Source organism: Mesorhizobium newzealandense (assembly GCF_042682145.1).
In the GTDB taxonomy this organism is placed as follows: Bacteria; Pseudomonadota; Alphaproteobacteria; order Rhizobiales; family Rhizobiaceae; genus Mesorhizobium; species Mesorhizobium newzealandense.
Genome location: NZ_JBHUGZ010000001.1, coordinates 732,962 through 750,836 on the forward strand (window position 1 = coordinate 732,962; position 17,875 = coordinate 750,836).

Consider the following 17,875-nt stretch of genomic DNA (forward strand, 5'->3'; position numbering starts at 1 on the left):
GGAACTACGATACCACGAGTCAGGTGCGTGAACCACTTGCGGCAAGGAGGGCATCGAGCGCCGTTGTCGTTTCAAATCAAACAAGACCAAAGTGGAGTTCGTCGAGATTCCCCGAGAAGGCTATTTCCGTGGCCACGATCTTGATGTGCGAACTCTAAGCCGTCGGCGTGTGCCAGGCCGGCCATCGGGTTCATCGCCGTCAGCCTGGCCCACCAACGGAAAATAGCTGCAAGCTCCCTGCAAGCCCGGCAATTTCCGTGTCACCGCGCTCTTCAAACATCAGGCCGGAGCCAACCACGAGATCACGAACCGTCCGCGAGGCAATGATCTCGCCTGGGCGCGCATGATCGAGCAGCCGCGATGACAACTCGATCGCGACACCGGTGAAATCATCACCGCGCACTTCACATTCGCCGGTATGGACTGCCGAGCGGACCTCAAGACCGGATTGTCTTAGGCGTTGACGGATCGCGATCGCGCACTGGATCGACCGGGTCGGCCGTTGGAAAACGGCGAGAAATCCGCTCGCGGAGCGCTTGATTTGTCGTCCTTCGGCAATGAGCAGTTCGCGGCGGATCGCTTCGGCGTGTCGATCAGTCAGATCTGCGCCGGCATCAGAAGGCGGGCCGCCTATCTCCAGGGACAGCACCGACACCAGAACCCCTTCGCCCGGCGCTGCCGGCAAGGCACCGGTGACGAATGCCTGGATCTCATCGACGAGGCGATCGGAATTCTCGCCCCAGATCACGTGATCCCGACCGGCAAGCTCAGTATATCTGGCGCCTTCAATATGCGTTGCCAGGTAGCGTCCTTCTTCCCGCTTTACCCAGCGGTCGCCCGTCGCCTGCACGATCAGTGTTGGAACATGGATGGCAGGCAGAATGTCGCGAACATCGATTTCGGTGCCCCAGCGCCAGAGCGAGATCGCGTCGGCGGGCGAGGCTGAATTCCTGAGGTAGGCGGCGAACCATTCTCTCTCAAAACTGTCGCTCATTAGACTAGGCGCCGCGTTGCTCATGTCCGTCGGCTCTCCCCACTCCCTCTCGACAACGGCCAGATCTTCTTCCACCTGGTCGCTTGTTTTCGCCCAGGGGTAATCCTTCGACCATCTGCCGCTGGCATAGGCTCCGTTGAGAACGAGTGCCGCCGTGCGCTCGGGATACGTCGCCGCGAACAGCATGCACATGGGGCCGCCCTCGGAACTGCCGAACAGGACCGTGCGTTTCGAGCCGACCGCATCCAGCACCGCCCGCACGTCTTCCATCCGCTCTTCCATCGTCGGCAGACCGACATTGCGGTCTGACAGCCCCGTGCCGCGCTTGTCCATGCGGATCAGGCGGCAGAAGCTGCCTAGGCGCTGGAGCACGTGCGCCAGCCGCGGTGACGACCAGGCAAGGTCGAGGTTGGAGACCCATCCAGGCACATATATCAGGTCGATCGGCCCGTCGCCGGTCACCTGATAAGCGATGTTGATCCCTGCCGATTTGACGTAGTGCGTTGAGGGCCTGACGGACTGACCTGAGAAATCCGGACGCTCATCGGCTTGGGATCGCGTCTGTGGCGCAGTTGAACCGCTGGGTAATGGAACAGCCGCATCCGACGTCATGCGGCGCGCCCGAAGGTCGTCATACAGCTTCCGGGTTTCGGGCTCGGGTCGCAAGTCGAGCTGCCGCTGCAGGGCATCGCGGCAGCGCTCATATTGTTTCAGGGCCAAGTTGACGTGGCCCTGGGCTACATAGGCCCGCATCAGGGCGCGGTGGATGTCTTCCCGTAGCGGTTCTAAAGCCAACAGGCGCGTCGCTGCCCGAACCCATGATGCAAGATCGCTTGTCGCGGAATGGTGGGCGACCAGCTTCTCCAGCACCGCGATGACGATTGCCCTCAATCGCTCGCGCTCCAACCTCAGCCAGTCTTCGAACGGCTCCTCCTTCAGACCGAAGCCCTCGAGGAGGTCGCCACGATAGACAGCAAGCGCCTGCTCGAGCTGCTCGGGGGCGGAGCCAGCGGCCAGCGCCTCGAACCGCGCGACATCGAAATCGAGATCGTCGAGATTGAGGTTGATGGTGTCGCCCTCGGTGAGGAACGTCCCGCCCCCGGATGCGTGCGTCGCCCTCCTGACGGCAGACAAGGCCTGCCGCAGGTTCGTCCGGGCCTGGGTCTCACTGTTGCAACCCCACAAAAGGGAAGCGAGCTTCTCGCGCGACTGCGCGTGTCCGGACTGCAGGGCGAGGTAAGCCATCATGGCACGCGCCTTGCGGCTGAGGAGCGGAACCGTCGCTACATCGCTGGCAAAATCGAAACCACCGAGCAGACAGAGATGAAGGTGCGCCATCGAATCCGCCACAGCCATAGCTCCACCGGCAATCATTTCCCCTACCTGCCCTTGTTTCAACCGCGATTTTGCCGGCGTGACGCTTTTCACGCATCCATCACGCTGGTTCCAACGCATTTCTCACGGGCGGTGGAGGAGATTGTCCGGACGAGGCAGCCCTTGTCTCAGGAGGATGCTATGCAACACCCCAACGAGTGGCCCATTTGGCATGATGATCCCGGGCAGAGCCCGCGGCCGCGCTACGCGGTTGCGCCGCTTCGCCACGATATTGCGCTCGCGCGCTATCTTGAGAAGCAGCGGGCCGGCCGAGAATCAACGCTGCGCTCGTTCGATCTCCGGACGACGACGATCCGCGCCTGTGTGCTGATAGCAGATGCCGGGAGGGATTTTCTCAGGCGCTTGGTCGCTCCCGTCGGAGCGGCCGAGAAATCGGAAAGGTCGTCACCGTCGATAACCCAATCGCTGGAATGATCGGCTCGACTGTGCCTGCGAGAGAGCGTGGGCAGATGCAACGGAATGGCAGGCAGGGCGGCGGCAGTGGCTAGCGTTCACCATTCCTGCGTTACGTGACCCCGTCATTTGCCGAAGACCCCGCGAAGACCGGGCATCGCTGTTGCGAAGCCCGGGAATAGAAGCTGCCACTTGCCTCCACCGCACCATTGCCGTTCCTGACAGCCGACGATGGGAGGCATGCAAAAGGAGAGGCGCGTGCACTTGTTCTAGATCCTGCGAGTTGCCGGCTTGCAGTGCGCCTTCCATTAGCATATTCTAATTTACTTGATCGAGATTGCGACGCAACAAGTGGAGAGGGCTATGGGGAGGTATCTGTGGTTAGGGCTGGTGTTAGCATGCTCGGGAATACTTTTGGACACCATCGCCGCGGAGGCAAAAGCCTTCAAAAGCTTCCAGGGCAAAGAATGCAGGCCCGACTACAAACGGCTCTGCCCAATGACACCGATCGGCAAATGTGATCTTCAAAGCATGATCGATCAGCTGTCACCTGCATGCAAAACTTTCGTCGAGAAACACAAATAAAGGTTGCAACGAAACCTGCATGCTGACCGCATCCACACCTCTGTGCGACGCGCGACGACACCACATCTGACGACGCTTGTGTTTCCTGCGGAGCGTGCTGAGGCACGCCTTGCTAGGGCGATTGAAGATGGAAACTCTCTCGTTTTCTGTTTTGACCGCAGGGCTGCTAGGAATTCTGGTGATCGCAGGCCAGTCTATTCATGACGGTGCTTTCGGCGTCAGCGAGAAGTCGCTTCTTGAGGAGTCTATGGCAGTCGACGTCGCGATCGTCCTTGCAGCCGATATGTCCGGCTCCATCAACCAAATCGAGGCAAATCTACAACGCGAAAGCTACGCAGCTGCTTTGGAATCTTCCCCCGTGCTCAAGATGATAAAAAAGGGTGTGCACAGCAAGATAGCTGTCACCTTCATCGAATGGTCGAGCTTTGGCTCCTTGGAAACTCGGTTGGACTGGGCGATTCTCGCTGACGCAAATGATGCCGCCATAATTGCGGCCGCAATCCGGAAAATGCCGGACAGGCAAAGCCCTGATCCGCATGGTGCGAGAACATCCATCTCATACGCAATCGACGCATCTGTTGATGCCTTGGATAAACTGCCTGTCCCAACGTCGCGCAGGGTCATCGATATCTCTGGTGACGGGACAAACAATGACGGATTTTCACTCGAGAATAGCCGCCGGAGAGCGCTTCAGAAAGGAATCGTCATCAATGGTCTGCCAATCGGCGCTGAAGTAGAAAATGGCGAGACGACCTCCGAATATTATGAGCGGCATGTTATCGGAGGGCCTGGCTCATTTGTTATTCCAGCCGACAGTTTCGCTGAATTCCAGTGGGCCATACTAAACAAACTGCTTCGAGAAGTCGGGTCCATTCCGACGACGTCGAGGCTCCTAGTGTCGAAGGGCACCGGATGCATAACAACCGCCTGTCCGCATAAACGGTCGGTTTGCCATCTGCGCGGTGAGGAATATCTCCGAAACGCCTCGTTTCAAGGCTTCGGGAGGATGGCCGATTGCTGGAGCAGGAGGCCCCTGCCGGCCGCCCGACAGCCTGATGGGGTATGTTCGACTGACCATCGGCTTGGGCGGGCAAGCCGGGCGTTGCGTGCCAACCACTTCAATGATTTCAAAGAGATGGACTGGTGCTGCGAGAGAGGATTGAACTCTCGACCTCTCCCTTACCAAGGGAGTGCTCTACCACTGAGCTACCGCAGCCGCCGATGGCGGGGCTTCTGCCATATCGAACCGGCAAGCGCAAGGCCAAGTGCAACGCTTCTGTGAAAGCCTTTGCCGGATCGCTTTTGATGACATGGCGGCGCCACAATGTTGGCTATCCCTGATTGGCGGGCTGGCGGGTCGCCGGCCGGGACGGGACAATGAACGACAAGACAATTCCTGTGAAAAAAGGCGGCACGAACCGCCAGGATCGGCTCGCGGAGCAATTACGGGCCAATCTGCAGAAGCGCAAGGCGCAGTCGCGCTCGCGGCGCACCGGGGACGCTGACAAGCAGCGCACCGGCGAGGCCGACCAGCGACCGGACGGGCTCACTGCTGCAAAGGAATTGCAAAAAGATTAACTCAAATCGACCACTCTTGGACCGGAGTGGGCGAAATCCTATTTCTTGAACCGGACCGGCCAATGGTCTAGACGGGCCGATACTCAAACGATTGAACCGGCCTTTTTGGTCGAGAGGAACGTTCTTCCATGGATCGCATCAGAATTGTCGGCGGCAACAAGCTTGCCGGAAGCATCCCGATCTCGGGCGCGAAAAACGCCGCCCTGCCGCTGATGATCGCCTCGCTTTTGACCGACGACACGCTGACGCTGGAAAACGTGCCGCATCTCGCCGATGTCGAGCAGTTGATCCGCATCCTCGGCAATCACGGCGTCGATTATTCGGTCAATGGCCGCCGCGAGAAGCAGAATGAGGGCTATTCGCGCACCATCAATTTCTCGGCCCGCAACATCGTCGACACGACAGCGCCGTACGAGCTGGTGTCGAAGATGCGCGCGTCGTTCTGGGTGATCGGCCCGCTGCTGGCCCGCATGGGCGAGGCCAAGGTGTCGCTGCCGGGCGGTTGCGCCATCGGCACGCGCCCGGTCGACCTGTTCCTCGAGGGCCTGCAGGCGCTGGGCGCCGATATCGACGTCGACACCGGCTATGTCATCGCCAAGACCCGGAATGGCCGGCTTGTCGGCAACCGCTACGTGTTCCCGAAGGTCTCGGTGGGCGCCACCCATGTGCTGATGATGGCGGCGGCGCTGGCCAAGGGCGAGACGGTGCTTGAAAATGCCGCCTGCGAGCCCGAAATCGTCAACCTTGCCGAGTGCCTCAATGCCATGGGCGCGAAGATTTCCGGCGCCGGCACGCCGACCATCACCATCGACGGCGTCGAATCACTGTCGGGCGCCCGCGTCCGCGTCATTCCCGACCGCATCGAGACCGGCACCTATGCCATGGCCGTTGCCATGACCGGCGGCGACGTCGTGCTCGAAGGCGCGCGCCCCGAGCTGCTGCAGACCGCGCTCGACGTGATCGCCCAGACCGGCGCCGAGATCACGCCGACCAATTCCGGCATCCGTGTGAGGCGCAACGGCGCCGGTATTTCGCCGGTCGACGTGACGACGGCACCGTTCCCGGCCTTCCCGACCGATTTGCAGGCGCAGTTCATGGGCCTGATGACGATGGCCAAGGGCAAGTCGCGCATCACCGAGACGATCTTCGAGAACCGCTTCATGCATGTGCAGGAACTGGCCCGGCTCGGCGCCCACATCACGCTTTCGGGCCAGACGGCGATCGTCGACGGCGTGCCGAAGCTGAAGGGCGCGCCGGTGATGGCGACCGATCTTCGCGCCTCCGTCTCGTTGGTCATCGCTGGTCTCGCGGCCGAAGGCGAGACGACGGTCAACCGCGTCTACCATCTCGACCGCGGCTTCGAGCGGCTGGAAGAAAAGCTGTCCAACTGCGGCGCGGTGATCGAGCGGATTTCGGCTTAGGCAACTGCCGTCCAGCGTTGGTGATTGGCGAAAGCCGAAGCGGCCTCCAATCTCCCCGGCAAGGGGGGAGATCGGCAGCTTCGTCGACGGCGCCTATACCAGTCGCGGTTGCACGGACCGGAAAGACCGCCTAACAGAAGGCTGAACAACCAACCTTCAGGTGCGAAATCCGCATGACCGCCCTTAAGCTTATCGCACTCGACGATCAGGATCTGAGCATCGTCTCGGCCCATGTCCAGGACGCCGTACTGAAAGTCAGTGACCTCGAATTCCTGCCTGCGGCCAAGCGTTTCGTGCTGACCATGAACCGCTTCGTTTGGGAGGCCAAATCCGGCCTGTTTCGCCAGCACAATGAGCGGCGGCAGGCGGTGCTGCATTTCGATCGCGTGCTTGGCGCCAAGACCAATGGCATCGCCCGCGACAAGCCGGCCGAGATCCTGTCGCTGCTGGCGATCAGCTTCATCGAGATCAGCAAGCCGGCCGGCATTGTCGAGCTGATCTTTTCGGGCGGCGGCACCATCATGCTCGATGTCGAGTGCATCGAGGCCCGCCTTGCCGACATTGGCGGCGCGTGGGAAGCCACGTCGCGCCCCGTCCACAAGGCTTGAGCGTCCGATGGCCATCACGCTTCGCCAGTCCGATGCCGATTTCGAGCAGCGCTTCGCCGCCTTCCTTTTGACCAAGCGCGAGGTCTCGGCCGATGTCGATACCGCGGTGCGCGACATCATTGCGCGCGTGCGCGCCGAGGGCGATGCGGCGCTGATCGACTACACCCGGAAATTCGACCATGCCGACCTCGGGAGTCTCGGCATTGCCGTGTCGAAGGACGACATCGCCTGGGCTTACAAGGCCGCCGACCCCAAGACGATCGAGGCGCTGGAATTCGCACGCGACCGTATTCGCTCGCATCATGAGCGGCAGCGGCCGAGGGATGATCGCTACACCGATGCCGCCGGCGTCGAGCTCGGCTGGCGCTGGACTGCGATCGAGGCGGTCGGGCTCTATGTGCCGGGCGGCACGGCGAGCTATCCAAGCTCGGTGCTGATGAATGCCATACCGGCGGGGGTGGCCGGCGTCGAGCGCATCGTCATGGTGGTGCCGGCGCCCGGCGGCATCATCAATCCGCTGGTGCTGGTGGCGGCGGATATCGCTGGCGTGTCGGAGATTTATCGCGTCGGCGGCGCGCAAGCGATCGCGGCGCTTGCCTATGGCACCGAGACCATAAGGCCGGTGGCCAAGATCGTCGGACCCGGCAATGCCTATGTCGCAGCGGCCAAACGCCAGGTGTTCGGCACCGTCGGCATCGATATGATCGCCGGTCCCTCGGAAGTGCTTGTCGTGGCCGACGCCAGCAACGATCCGGACTGGATCGCCGCCGACCTGCTGGCCCAGGCCGAGCACGATGCCTCGGCGCAGTCGATCCTGGTCACCGATGATCCGGCCTTCGGTCGTGCTGTCGAACAGGCCGTGGAGCGCCAGTTGCAGAGCCTGCCGCGCGCCGAAACGGCAGCGGCGAGTTGGCGCGATTTCGGCGCGGTGATTCTTGTGCCGACGATCGACGCCGCGCTGCCGCTGGTCGACCGTGTCGCGGCCGAACATGTCGAACTGGCCATCGACGATGCCGAAGGCTTCCTTGCACGGATGCGCAATGCCGGTGCCGTGTTTCTCGGCCGCCACACGCCGGAAGCCATCGGCGACTATGTCGGCGGCTCCAACCACGTGCTGCCGACGGCACGATCGGCGCGCTTCTCGTCGGGCCTATCCGTGCTCGATTTCGTCAAGCGAACCTCGATCCTGAAGCTTGGACCGGAGCAGTTGCGGCTTCTGGCGCCGGCGGCGATCGCGCTGGCCAAGGCGGAAGGCCTTGACGCGCATGGTCGCTCGGTCGCCATTCGGTTGAACATGTAGGCCATCATGACGGGCTCCGATCAAACCCGCGCAAAACTGATCGATGTCGAACTCGATGAATCGATCGGCCGTTCGACGCCCGACGTCGAGCATGAACGCGCGGTGGCGATCTTCGACCTGATCGAGGAGAACAGCTTTCAACCCGTCAATGACAGCGGCGCCGGGCCCTACCGGCTGAAGCTGTCGCTGGCCGAGCAACGCCTGGTGTTTGCCGTGGCGCGCGAGGACGGGGCTGCCGTCGTTACCCACATCCTGTCGCTGACGCCGCTCAGGCGCATCGTCAAGGACTACTACATGATCTGCGAAAGCTACTATGACGCCATCCGCTCCTCGACGCCGAGCCACATCGAGGCGATCGACATGGGCCGCCGCGGCCTGCACAATGAGGGCTCGCAAACGCTGATGGACCGGCTGGCCGGCAAGATCGACATCGACTTCGATACGGCGCGCCGGCTGTTCACGCTGGTCTGCGTGCTGCACTGGCGGGGTTAGCCCTGGCTACCCTGCCCCGCTCGATCCTGTTCCTGTGCGGCATGAACGCAGTGCGCTCGCCGATGGCGGAGCAACTGGCGCGGCGGGCGCTGCCGGCCACCATCTTCGTCGCCTCGGCCGGCGTTCGCGCCGGTGAGCGCGATCCGTTCGTCGATGCGGTGCTGGCCGAGGAAGGTCTATCGCTGGGCGAGCGCCATCCAAGGACGATGGACGATCTGGAGGACGACTATTTCGACCTCATCGTCACGCTGGCGCCGGAAGCACATCACGCGGCGCTCGAACTCACCCGCTCGCTCGCCGTCGAGGTCGAATACTGGCCGACGCCGGACCCGACCGATGCCGCCGGCACGCGCGAACAGATCATGGCCAGTTATCGCGACGTGCGCGAGCGGCTGAAAGCGCGGATCAGCCGCCGTTTCGCCGCTCCGGAGGCTGCCGATTAAGCGTGTTCACAAGCGGGCGATTATCATATAGGTTCCGCCGAAATTCCGGCCAGGCGCTGGAATTGCCATCCAAGCAAAGGTATCGAATGCCGAAGGAAGAAGTCCTCGAGTTTCCGGGTGTCGTGACGGAATTGTTGCCCAACGCGATGTTCAGGGTGAAACTCGAAAACGAACACGAGATCATCGCCCATACTGCCGGCCGCATGCGCAAGAACCGCATCCGCGTGCTGACCGGCGACAAGGTTCTGGTCGAGATGACGCCATACGACCTGACCAAGGGCCGCATCACCTATCGTTTCAAGTAAGCAAAGCCCGACTGGTCCGCGATGAGCATTTTGCAGAAGCTGGTGCTTGCCTCGGGTTCGCCGCGCCGGATCGAGCTCTTGCAGCAGGCCGGCATCGAGCCGGACCGCGTGCTGCCGGCCGATGTCGACGAGACGCCGTTGCGTGCCGAGCATCCGCGCTCGCTTGCCAAGCGCCTGTCGAAGGAAAAGGCCGAGAAGGCGTTCGCATCGCTGCAGGCCGAGGCCGACTATGCGCCGGGCTTCGTGCTGGCGGCTGATACGGTGGTCGCCGTCGGGCGACGCATCCTGCCCAAGGCCGAAACCCTCGACGACGCCGCCAACTGCCTCGGGCTGTTGTCAGGCCGTTCGCACCGGGTCTATTCCGGCATCTGCCTGATCACGCCGGGCGGCAAACTGCGTCAGCGGCTGGTCGAGACGCGGGTGCGCTTCAAGCGGCTGCCGCGCGAGGAAATCGACGCCTATGTGGCGTCGGGCGAGTGGCGCGGCAAGGCCGGCGGCTACGCCGTCCAGGGTCTCGCCGGCGCCTTCGTCGTCAAGCTGGTCGGCTCCTACACCAACATCGTCGGCCTGCCGCTCTATGAGACGGTGGCGCTGCTTTCCGGCGAAGGCTTCAAGGTGCATGGCGGCTGGCTGGCGGGAACCCGGCCGTGAATTCCGACCCCAAAATAACGCCGCTACGACCAAAGCGCCCCTGCCCTGAATGCGGCAAGCCGTCGGCGCGCGACACCTTTCCGTTCTGCTCGACGCGCTGCAAGGACATCGACCTCAACCGCTGGCTGAAGGGCGCCTATGTCATCTCCGCCCGCGACGACGAGGAAGAGCCGGACGCCAACGAGCCGAAATGAGCGCGGAGCCGGTCAGGCGGCCTCGTTCTTGCGGTTGATACGTGCCCAGGCCGGCAACCAGTCGCCATGAGCGGCCAAGAGATCATCGACCAGTGACCAGATCTGGTCGAGATCAAGCTCAGCGGCGGTGTGCGGATCCATCATCGCCGCATGGTAGATGTGATCGCGGTTCTCGCTCATCAGCGCCCGCACCGTCAGTTCCTGCACGTTGATGTTGGTGCGGATCAGCGCGGTCAATTGCGGCGGCAGGTCGCCGATATAAGTCGGCTGGATACCCGAGGAATCGACCAGGCACGGAACTTCGGCGGCGCAATCCCGGGGCAGCGAAGTGATGCAGCCATTGTTGCGGACATTGCCGTAGATCACCGAGGGTTCGCCCGTCCACACTGAATTCATGATCGAGGAGGCATATTCCTTCGACTGCTCGACTTCGATGCGATCGGCCGAGCGATAGGCTTCCGCCTGCCCCTTCCAGCGCTCGATCTGTTCGATGCAGCGCTTGGGATACTCATCCAGCGGGATGCCGTATTTCTCGATCAGGTCCGGGCGGCCCTCCTTGATGAAATAGGGCGTGTATTCGGCGAAATGTTCCGAGCTTTCGGTGACGAAATAGCCAAGCCGCGTCAGCATCTCGTAGCGCACCTTGTTGGGGCAGCGCGGGTTCCAGCCGGGTTTGGGCGCACGGCCTTCGCGATAGGCGCGAACGAGATCGGGATAGAGGTCGCGGTAGGAACCGTCCGGCTGGCGATGCTCGAAGTTGAGATAGAAGGCCATGTGGTTGATGCCGGCGGAGCGGTAGCGGATCTCTTCGTAGGGAAGGTCGAGATCGTGCGCCAGTTCCATTGCCGTGCCCTGCACCGAATGGCAGAGGCCGACCTGCCTGATATCAGGGTATTTCTCTGATATCGCCCAAGTGTTGATCGCCATCGGGTTGACGTATTGCAGCATGATCGCCTGCGGGCAGACGGCGAGCATGTCCTCGCAGATCTTCCACAGATGCGGCACGGTTCTCAAGCCACGCATGATGCCGCCGACGCCGAGCGTGTCGGCGATCGTCTGGCGCAGGCCGTATTTCTTCGGCACTTCGAAGTCGGTGACCGTGCAGGGCTCATAGCCGCCGATCTGGAAGGCGACGACGACGAAGTCGGCGCCCGCCAGCGCCTTGCGCTGGTCCGAATGGGTCTCGGCCTTGGCCTTGACGCCGAGCGTCGAGATCAGCTTGTTGACGACGATGGCGCTCTCTTCCAGCCGCTGCGGATTGAGGTCCATCAGCGCGATCGTCGCGCCGGAAAGCGACGGGCGCTGCAACACGTCGCCGACAATGTTCTTCATGAACACCGTCGATCCGGCGCCGATGAAAGTGATCTTGGGATTTCTTGCCACGCTAACCTCCGGCATATGTTCAGGCCACGTCGAAAGCGGCCCTGACGAGCCGTTCGGTGTAGGCGGTCTTGGGATTGGACAGGACTTCGTCGACGGGGCCCTGCTCGACGATCTTGCCGTGCTGCATGACGATGACGCGGTGGCACAGCGCGCGCACCACCTTGAGGTCGTGCGAGATGAAGAGGTAGCTCAAGCCGCGCTCGTCCTGCAGCTTGCGCAAGAGGTCGATGATCTGCGCCTGGACGGAGAGGTCCAGCGCCGAGGTCGGCTCGTCGAGCAGGATGAATTCGGGTTCGAGCGCGATGGCGCGGGCGATCGCGACGCGTTGGCGCTGGCCGCCGGAAAATTCGTGCGGAAACCGCGATAGGATATCACCGGGCATGCCGGCGCTGACTAGCGCCTCGCGCACCCGGTCGACCCGCTCGCGCCGCGTCGCCCCTATGCTGTTGACGATCAGTCCTTCCTCGATGATCTGCCCGATCGTCATGCGCGGGTTGAGCGACGAGAACGGATCCTGGAAGACGATCTGCATGCGCGAGCGCAGCGGCCGCATCTCGGCCCGCGACAGGCCGTGGATCGGCTTGCCGTCGAAGTGGATCTCGCCGCGCTTGGCGTCGATCAACCTGAGCAGGGCCTGGCCGAAGGTGGTCTTGCCGGAGCCGGATTCGCCGACCAGCCCGAGCGTCTCATGGCGGCAGAGTTTGAGGCCGAGGTCGTCGACGGCAACCAGCTCGCGCCAGTCCGGTTTCAGGAAGCTGCCGTGGCGCAGCATGAAGGAGACGCGCACGCCGCTCGCCTCGAGAATGGTACTGCTGCCGTCGGGGAGCGGCTTTGGCCGCCCGCGCGGCTCGGACGCAAGCAGCCGCCGCGTGTAGGGATGCTGCGGATCGGCGAAAAGCCGTTCGGTGACGTTGTGCTCGCACATTTCGCCAAGCTGCATGACATAGACGTAGTCGGAGAACTGGCGCACCACGGTCAGGTCGTGGGTGATCAGGATCACCGCCATGCGCAGCTCTTTCTGCAGGCTGCGGATCAGGTTCAGGATCTGCGCCTGGACGGTGACGTCGAGCGCCGTGGTCGGCTCATCGGCGATCAGCACATCGGGATTGTTGGCCAGCGCCATGGCGATCATCACGCGCTGGCGTTGCCCGCCCGAGAGCTGGTGCGGATACTGCTTGAGCCGCGCTTCCGGGTCCGGGATCTGCACGTGCTGCAGAAGTTCAAGCGCCCGTGCCCAGGCTTGCTTGCGGCTCATCTTGCTATGCACCCTGATCGCCTCGACGATCTGGCTGCCGACCGTGTAGATCGGGTTGAGCGAGCTCATCGGCTCCTGGAAGATCATCGAGATGCGGTTGCCACGCAATTGGCGCCGGGCGCGCTCGGGGAATTTCAGGATGTCTTGTCCGTCGTAACAGACGCTCGACCCGGGCGACACCGTGGCGCGCCGCGACAGCAGTCCCATGACGGTGCGCGCCGTCACCGACTTGCCGGAACCGGATTCGCCGACGATCGCGATCGTCTCGCCGCGATAGAGCTGGAACGAGATGTCCTTGACCGCTTCGACGGCGCCATGCTCGACCTTGAAGGACACTGCGACATTGCGGGCGTCGATGATGGGCTGGTCCTGGCGTCCGTCATGGTCGTGACGGACGATCGGGGCGAAGGATTCGGCGAGCACGACGGTCATCCCAGCCACCTCAATAGGGGTCGACGGCGTCGCGCAGGCCGTCTCCCAGCGCGTTGAAGGCAAAGACGGTGACGAGCACGAAACCGACCGGCGACAGGATCCAGGGATAGGTGCCGATGACGGAATAGGTCGCGGTGTCCTGCAGCATCAGACCCCAGGAGATCAGCGGCGGCTTGACGGCGAAGCCGAGGAAACCGAGGAAGGATTCCAGCAGCACCACGGTCGGGATCGCCAGAGTCACGGCGACGATCACATGGCTCATCACATTGGGGAAGATGTGCTGCATGATGATGCGCCGGTCGGTGGCGCCAACGGCCATGGCGGCGCGCACATACTCGATCCGCGCCAGCGCCAGCGTCTTGCCGCGCACCTCGCGCGACATCTGCGCCCAGCCCAATGCCGACATGACGATGATTACGAAAGCAAGGAACACGTTGGTGGGGGCTGTAACCGGGATCAGCGTCGTCAGCGCCAAATAGAGCGGCAGCTGCGGGAAGGCGAGCACCAGTTCGACGAAGCGCTGCATCCAGACATCGAACCTGCCGCCGAAATAGCCTGAGACCATGCCGACGGTGGTGCCGATGACGGTGATGATGAAGACGACCGTCAACGCGATCATCAGCGAGACACGCGAGCCATGGATGGCGCGCGACAGCACGTCGCGGCCGAACTTGTCGGTGCCGAGGAAATGCACCGGCTGGCCATCCAGCGAACCGAACAGATGCCGGTCCGCCGGCAACAGCCCGAAGAACTTGTACGGCGCGCCATGAGCGAAGAACCCAAGCAGCCTTGGATGGTCATAGTCGGGGCCGACGACGGGCTGGAAGGTGACCGGATCGAGGTCCGCCGAATCGGCCAGCGCGTAGACCCTCGGCCGCACGACGAAATTGCCGTCCTTGTCGTGGAAGCTGGGCAGCTGCGGCGGGGCGAAGCCGACATCGGTGACCTTAGGATCCATCGGCGCCAGGAACTCGGCGAACACGGCCATCACCAGCAGCAGCACCACGAGGCAAAGCCCGGCCATGCCGGTCCAGGAGCGCTTCAGCCGGCGCCAGACAAGCGCCATGTAGCTCTCGTTGCCGCGCTGTGGCTTGCTGATGGCTCCCTCGGCGGGGAGCGGCGGTGGCAGATTGTCAAGAGCCAGCATCTCAGGTTTCTCCGAACTGGCGCACGCGCGGATCGAGCAGGACGAGCAGCATGTCGGCGATGATGTTGCCGACGATCAGCGTCGCCGACAGAACCATCATGAAGGTGGCGGTGACGTAGACGTCGCCGACAGCCATGGAGCCGACGATCGCCGGGCCGACGGTCGGCAGCGCGAAGATGATCGCCGTCTCGATCTCACCGGTGAGCATGTAGGGCAGCACCACGCCCTGATACATGACGAGCGGATGCAGCGCGTTGGGCACGGCGTGGCGCATGACGACGGCGGCGCCGGTCAGTCCCTTGGCCCTGGCCGTCTCGACATATTGCGCGTTCAGCGTGTCGAGCAGATTGCCGCGCATGACACGCATGTTGTAGGCGAGGCCGCCGAAGGTGGCGATCGCCACGACCGGCCAGACATGCTTGACCAGGTCGACGAACTTGGCCCACGACCACGGCGCGCCGCCATATTGCGGCGAGAAGAAGCTGCCGATTTCCGACACGTTGAACTGGAAGACCAGGAGATAGACGATGATCAGCGCCATCAGGAAGCGCGGCACTGTCATGCCGAGGAACGAGATGGCCGACAGCGTCGAGTCGATCCAGGTGTATTGCCGGGTCGCCGCCCAAATGCCGAAGCCGATGCCCAGCACCGAGGCGAGCAGATGGCAAACCAGCGCCAGAAGCAGCGTGCGCGGCAGGCGCTCGCCGACCACATCGGCGACCGGTTTGTTGTAGTAGAGGCTGTAGCCGAAATCGCCGCGGGTGATGATGCCGCCGATCCAGTTGAGATACTGAACGGGCAGCGGTTTATCGAGGCCATGCTCGATGCGATAGGCCTGGGCCTGCGCGTCGGCCTCGGCGAAGGAGGCTCCACCCTGATTGATCAGCTGCGAGCGGATGTAATCGGCATAATCGCCCGGCGGCGCCTGGATGATGGCAAAGGTGACCAGGCTCAGAATAGCGAGGACCGGTATTGCCGACGCTATGCGCGTGAGCAGGAATCGCAACATGGACGGTCCGCTTCCTTGTCTCGCCGACCGCGCCCTTTGGTTGCGTCCGGAGGTTGGTTTTGTCCGGCCGCGCCAGCGGCGCGGCCGGAGTTCTCTTGGTCAGGGAGGTAAACCTAATTCATCGGCCCCTTGTCTCCGGGTTTGCCGGGAAGTTCTTCAGGGAACAATTCGTATTTCGCCTGCTTGTCGGCCGCGACAAAGACCCGTTCGCGGATGATCGAATCCTCGGCCCAGTTGAACATGAAGATCGGCGTGCCCTGCGGAATGTTCGAGAAGCGCTTGTTGACGATCAGCGCGCCAGGATATTCCGTCAGGCCGACATTGTAGACGTGTTCCGTCGAGATCTTCTGGAACTGCTTCATCAGGCTGGCGCGCTGGTCATTGTCCTGCGTCGAGACGAACTTGTTGACGATGTCGACCAGGTCCTTTTCGAAAGGCATCAGATCGACCTCGCCGTTTTCCGGCGCGCGATGGTTCCAGCTGGTGCGCGGACCGACCGGGGCGAGCTGCTCGGTGTTCTGCACCACCGACGTCAGCTCCTGATCGTTGCGTCGGACCAACCAATCGAAGCGGCCCGAATATTGGGAGGCATCGCGCTGGGTGCCGTTGAGGCCGTTGAGCACGACCCGAAGCCCGAGCTTTTCCATCTGGCCGACAACACCTTCGGCAAGGCTCTTGTCGGTGGTGTAGTCGTTGTTGACCAGCATCACGATCTCGACGTTCTTGCCGCCGGCGGTGCCGGCCGGGAAGTTCACGAAACCGTCGCCGTCCGTATCCTTGAGGCCGGCCTTGGCGAGTTCGGCCTTGGCACCCTCGAGGTCGAAGGGGAAGTAGACGGTCGAATCGCGGTCATAGAAGCTGGTGCCCGAGGACAGGCCGCCGGGATAGATGGCGGTGAACGGGCCCTTGACCAGCGAGTCGCCGAGCGCCTTGCGGTCGAGCGCCATGGTGACGGCCTTGCGGAAATCCTCGTTGCGGTTCAACTCACGAACCGCCTGGCTGCGTTCGTCCGGGCTGCCCCAGCCATTGGCGGAATAGTTCATGCGCAGATTGTAGCCGATGAGCCGCGGGCCGAAGGCCAGCCGGGCCGGCGCGTTCGCCTCCGCCGCACGCTTCAGCGAGGCGACGAAATTTTCCGGCTGCTCCAGATTGGAGAAGTCGGCAGATCCGGCGACCGCCTGGACGTCGCGGTCGGCCCAGGTCGACAGCTTGTACTGCAGTTCGTTGAGGTAAGGCAGCTGGTTGCCCTTCTCGTCGACCTTCCAGTAGTAGGGGTTGCGGCGCATGACGATGATGTCGTCCGGCCGATATTCGACGGGCACCCAGGCGCCCATCACCGGCATGTTCATGAATTCCGGCGGGAAGGCGTTCTTGAACTGGTCGTAGGTGTTCTTCGAATATTTCGGATGCTGCGGCTTCAGGATGTGCGCGGGGCCGGGACAGAAGGTGCCGTAGGCCATTGCATAGAGATACTGCTTCGGGAAGGCTTCCTTGAAGGTCCACTCGACGGTGTAGTCGTCGATCTTCTTCAGCGTCGTGCCGACACCGAAGGTTTCCGGCGTCGCGCCGTTCAGCGGCGAGACGTTGGGATCGACGACCTCGTCGTCCCAGTAGAACATCACATCGTCGGCGTTGAAGGGCACGCCGTCCGACCATTTGGCGCCTTCGACAAGGTGCATCGTCAGCTTGTGGCCGTCCTTCGACCAGTCCCAGCTCCTGGCCAGGTTCGGCAGCGGTTCGGTGTCCTTCGCCTCGACCTGGAACAGCGGCGCGGTGCGTGTCAGGCATTCGGAAAGGCCGATATCGATGCCGCCCCAGCCTTGCGTCTGGCCTGCGCCGTAGTTCCAGCCTTCCGGCCGGCCGCCGATGACATGGCGCATCGTATCGCCATAGACGCCGATGCCGTCTTGCATGTTGCCCGTCTTGAAGACCAGCGGCTCTTTCGGCAGCCTGTCTTTCACCGGCGGTAGCTTGCCGGTCTTGACGTATTTCTCGGTGACCCAGTCGGGCTCGTGATATTGCGGGAGCGCCTTGAACTCCAGAATGGAGTCACGCGCCACATATTTGATCTTGCCCTCGGCGGGGAACGGTGTTGGCGCCGGCGGAACCGTCGGCTCGGAAGCGTATGCACTAAGTGCCGAGACCGAGACGCTCAGCGCCAGTCCGGCAGCAAGGCCGATATTGCGTAAATTCCTCACAGTCTCTCTCCCTCTTGTTTGTTCCGGAGCGTTTTCACCTGCTCCGCTTCTCCTCGAATTCAAACGGCTTCCTGGCAGCGGATCCGCCTCCC

16 protein-coding genes, 1 tRNA gene and 1 pseudogene are annotated in these 17,875 nt (G+C 62.6%); 11 read left to right on the top strand and 7 right to left on the bottom strand.

Annotated elements, in window-relative coordinates:
- Nucleotides 1-199 precede the first annotated feature (199 nt).
- Nucleotides 200-2,422, bottom strand: a complete 2,223-nt coding sequence (locus tag ACFSOZ_RS03205) for an alpha/beta fold hydrolase (protein ID WP_379093618.1) — start codon at nucleotides 2,420-2,422, stop codon at nucleotides 200-202.
- Between the two features lie 87 nt (nucleotides 2,423-2,509).
- Here ACFSOZ_RS03205 and ACFSOZ_RS03210 point away from each other — a divergent pair, with 87 nt between their 5' ends.
- Nucleotides 2,510-2,803 carry a hypothetical protein gene (locus tag ACFSOZ_RS03210; protein ID WP_379093620.1) on the top strand — a complete coding sequence of 98 codons (294 nt, stop codon included), beginning with the start codon at nucleotides 2,510-2,512 and terminating at the stop codon, nucleotides 2,801-2,803.
- Nucleotides 2,804-3,650: 847 nt separating this feature from the next.
- A pseudogene (locus ACFSOZ_RS03215) lies at nucleotides 3,651-4,178 on the top strand (DUF1194 domain-containing protein); the annotation flags it as partial.
- Nucleotides 4,179-4,508: 330 nt separating this feature from the next.
- On the opposite strand, the gene ACFSOZ_RS03220 reads toward ACFSOZ_RS03215, so the two are convergent.
- Nucleotides 4,509-4,583 (bottom strand) — tRNA-Thr (locus ACFSOZ_RS03220).
- A 161-nt stretch (nucleotides 4,584-4,744) separates the two neighbouring features.
- Here ACFSOZ_RS03220 and ACFSOZ_RS03225 point away from each other — a divergent pair.
- The 9 genes from ACFSOZ_RS03225 (at nucleotide 4,745) to yacG (ending at nucleotide 10,359) form a co-directional block, all read left to right on the top strand.
- Entirely contained in the window at nucleotides 4,745-4,945 is a 201-nt protein-coding gene (locus ACFSOZ_RS03225) for a hypothetical protein (protein WP_379093623.1), read from the top strand.
- A gap of 128 nt (nucleotides 4,946-5,073) precedes the next feature.
- Nucleotides 5,074-6,366 carry a UDP-N-acetylglucosamine 1-carboxyvinyltransferase gene (gene murA / locus ACFSOZ_RS03230; RefSeq protein ID WP_379093626.1) on the top strand — a complete coding sequence of 431 codons (1,293 nt, stop codon included), beginning with the start codon at nucleotides 5,074-5,076 and terminating at the stop codon, nucleotides 6,364-6,366.
- Between the two features lie 173 nt (nucleotides 6,367-6,539).
- The gene (locus ACFSOZ_RS03235; protein WP_379093629.1) at nucleotides 6,540-6,974 is read left to right on the top strand and encodes a DUF2948 family protein; all 435 of its coding nucleotides are present in this window, start codon (nucleotides 6,540-6,542) and stop codon (nucleotides 6,972-6,974) included.
- A 7-nt stretch (nucleotides 6,975-6,981) separates the two neighbouring features.
- Nucleotides 6,982-8,274, top strand: coding sequence for a histidinol dehydrogenase (hisD, locus tag ACFSOZ_RS03240; protein WP_379093632.1), 1,293 nt, complete (start codon nucleotides 6,982-6,984; stop codon nucleotides 8,272-8,274).
- A 6-nt stretch (nucleotides 8,275-8,280) separates the two neighbouring features.
- Nucleotides 8,281-8,766: a UPF0262 family protein gene (locus ACFSOZ_RS03245; RefSeq protein WP_379093635.1), complete on the top strand. Its 486-nt coding sequence runs from the start codon at nucleotides 8,281-8,283 to the stop codon at nucleotides 8,764-8,766.
- On the top strand, nucleotides 8,754-9,209 hold the full coding sequence (locus ACFSOZ_RS03250) for an arsenate-mycothiol transferase ArsC (protein WP_379093858.1): 456 nt from the start codon (nucleotides 8,754-8,756) through the stop codon (nucleotides 9,207-9,209). Before ACFSOZ_RS03245 ends, ACFSOZ_RS03250 begins: the two co-directional genes overlap by 13 nt.
- An 86-nt stretch (nucleotides 9,210-9,295) precedes the next feature.
- Nucleotides 9,296-9,514: a translation initiation factor IF-1 gene (infA, locus tag ACFSOZ_RS03255; protein ID WP_006200926.1), complete on the top strand. Its 219-nt coding sequence runs from the start codon at nucleotides 9,296-9,298 to the stop codon at nucleotides 9,512-9,514.
- Nucleotides 9,515-9,535: 21 nt separating this feature from the next.
- Nucleotides 9,536-10,165: a Maf-like protein gene (locus ACFSOZ_RS03260; RefSeq protein ID WP_379093638.1), complete on the top strand. Its 630-nt coding sequence runs from the start codon at nucleotides 9,536-9,538 to the stop codon at nucleotides 10,163-10,165.
- A complete protein-coding gene (gene yacG, locus ACFSOZ_RS03265) occupies nucleotides 10,162-10,359 on the top strand; it encodes a DNA gyrase inhibitor YacG (protein ID WP_379093641.1) in 198 nt (65 codons plus the stop codon). The genes ACFSOZ_RS03260 and yacG overlap by 4 nt, the downstream gene beginning before the upstream one ends.
- 12 nt (nucleotides 10,360-10,371) lie before the next feature.
- On the opposite strand, the gene melA is transcribed toward yacG, so the two are convergent.
- The 5 genes from melA to ACFSOZ_RS03290 form a co-directional block, all read right to left on the bottom strand.
- The gene (gene melA, locus ACFSOZ_RS03270; RefSeq protein ID WP_379093644.1) at nucleotides 10,372-11,742 is read right to left on the bottom strand and encodes an alpha-glucosidase/alpha-galactosidase; all 1,371 of its coding nucleotides are present in this window, start codon (nucleotides 11,740-11,742) and stop codon (nucleotides 10,372-10,374) included.
- A gap of 19 nt (nucleotides 11,743-11,761) precedes the next feature.
- Entirely contained in the window at nucleotides 11,762-13,429 is a 1,668-nt protein-coding gene (locus ACFSOZ_RS03275; protein WP_379093647.1) for an ABC transporter ATP-binding protein, read from the bottom strand.
- A gap of 10 nt (nucleotides 13,430-13,439) precedes the next feature.
- On the bottom strand, nucleotides 13,440-14,576 hold the full coding sequence (locus tag ACFSOZ_RS03280) for an ABC transporter permease (protein WP_379093649.1): 1,137 nt from the start codon (nucleotides 14,574-14,576) through the stop codon (nucleotides 13,440-13,442).
- A gap of 1 nt (nucleotide 14,577) precedes the next feature.
- Entirely contained in the window at nucleotides 14,578-15,585 is a 1,008-nt protein-coding gene (locus tag ACFSOZ_RS03285; protein WP_379093652.1) for an ABC transporter permease, read from the bottom strand.
- Nucleotides 15,586-15,698: 113 nt separating this feature from the next.
- A complete protein-coding gene (locus ACFSOZ_RS03290) occupies nucleotides 15,699-17,783 on the bottom strand; it encodes an ABC transporter substrate-binding protein (RefSeq protein ID WP_379093655.1) in 2,085 nt (694 codons plus the stop codon).
- Nucleotides 17,784-17,875: the final 92 nt, after the last annotated feature.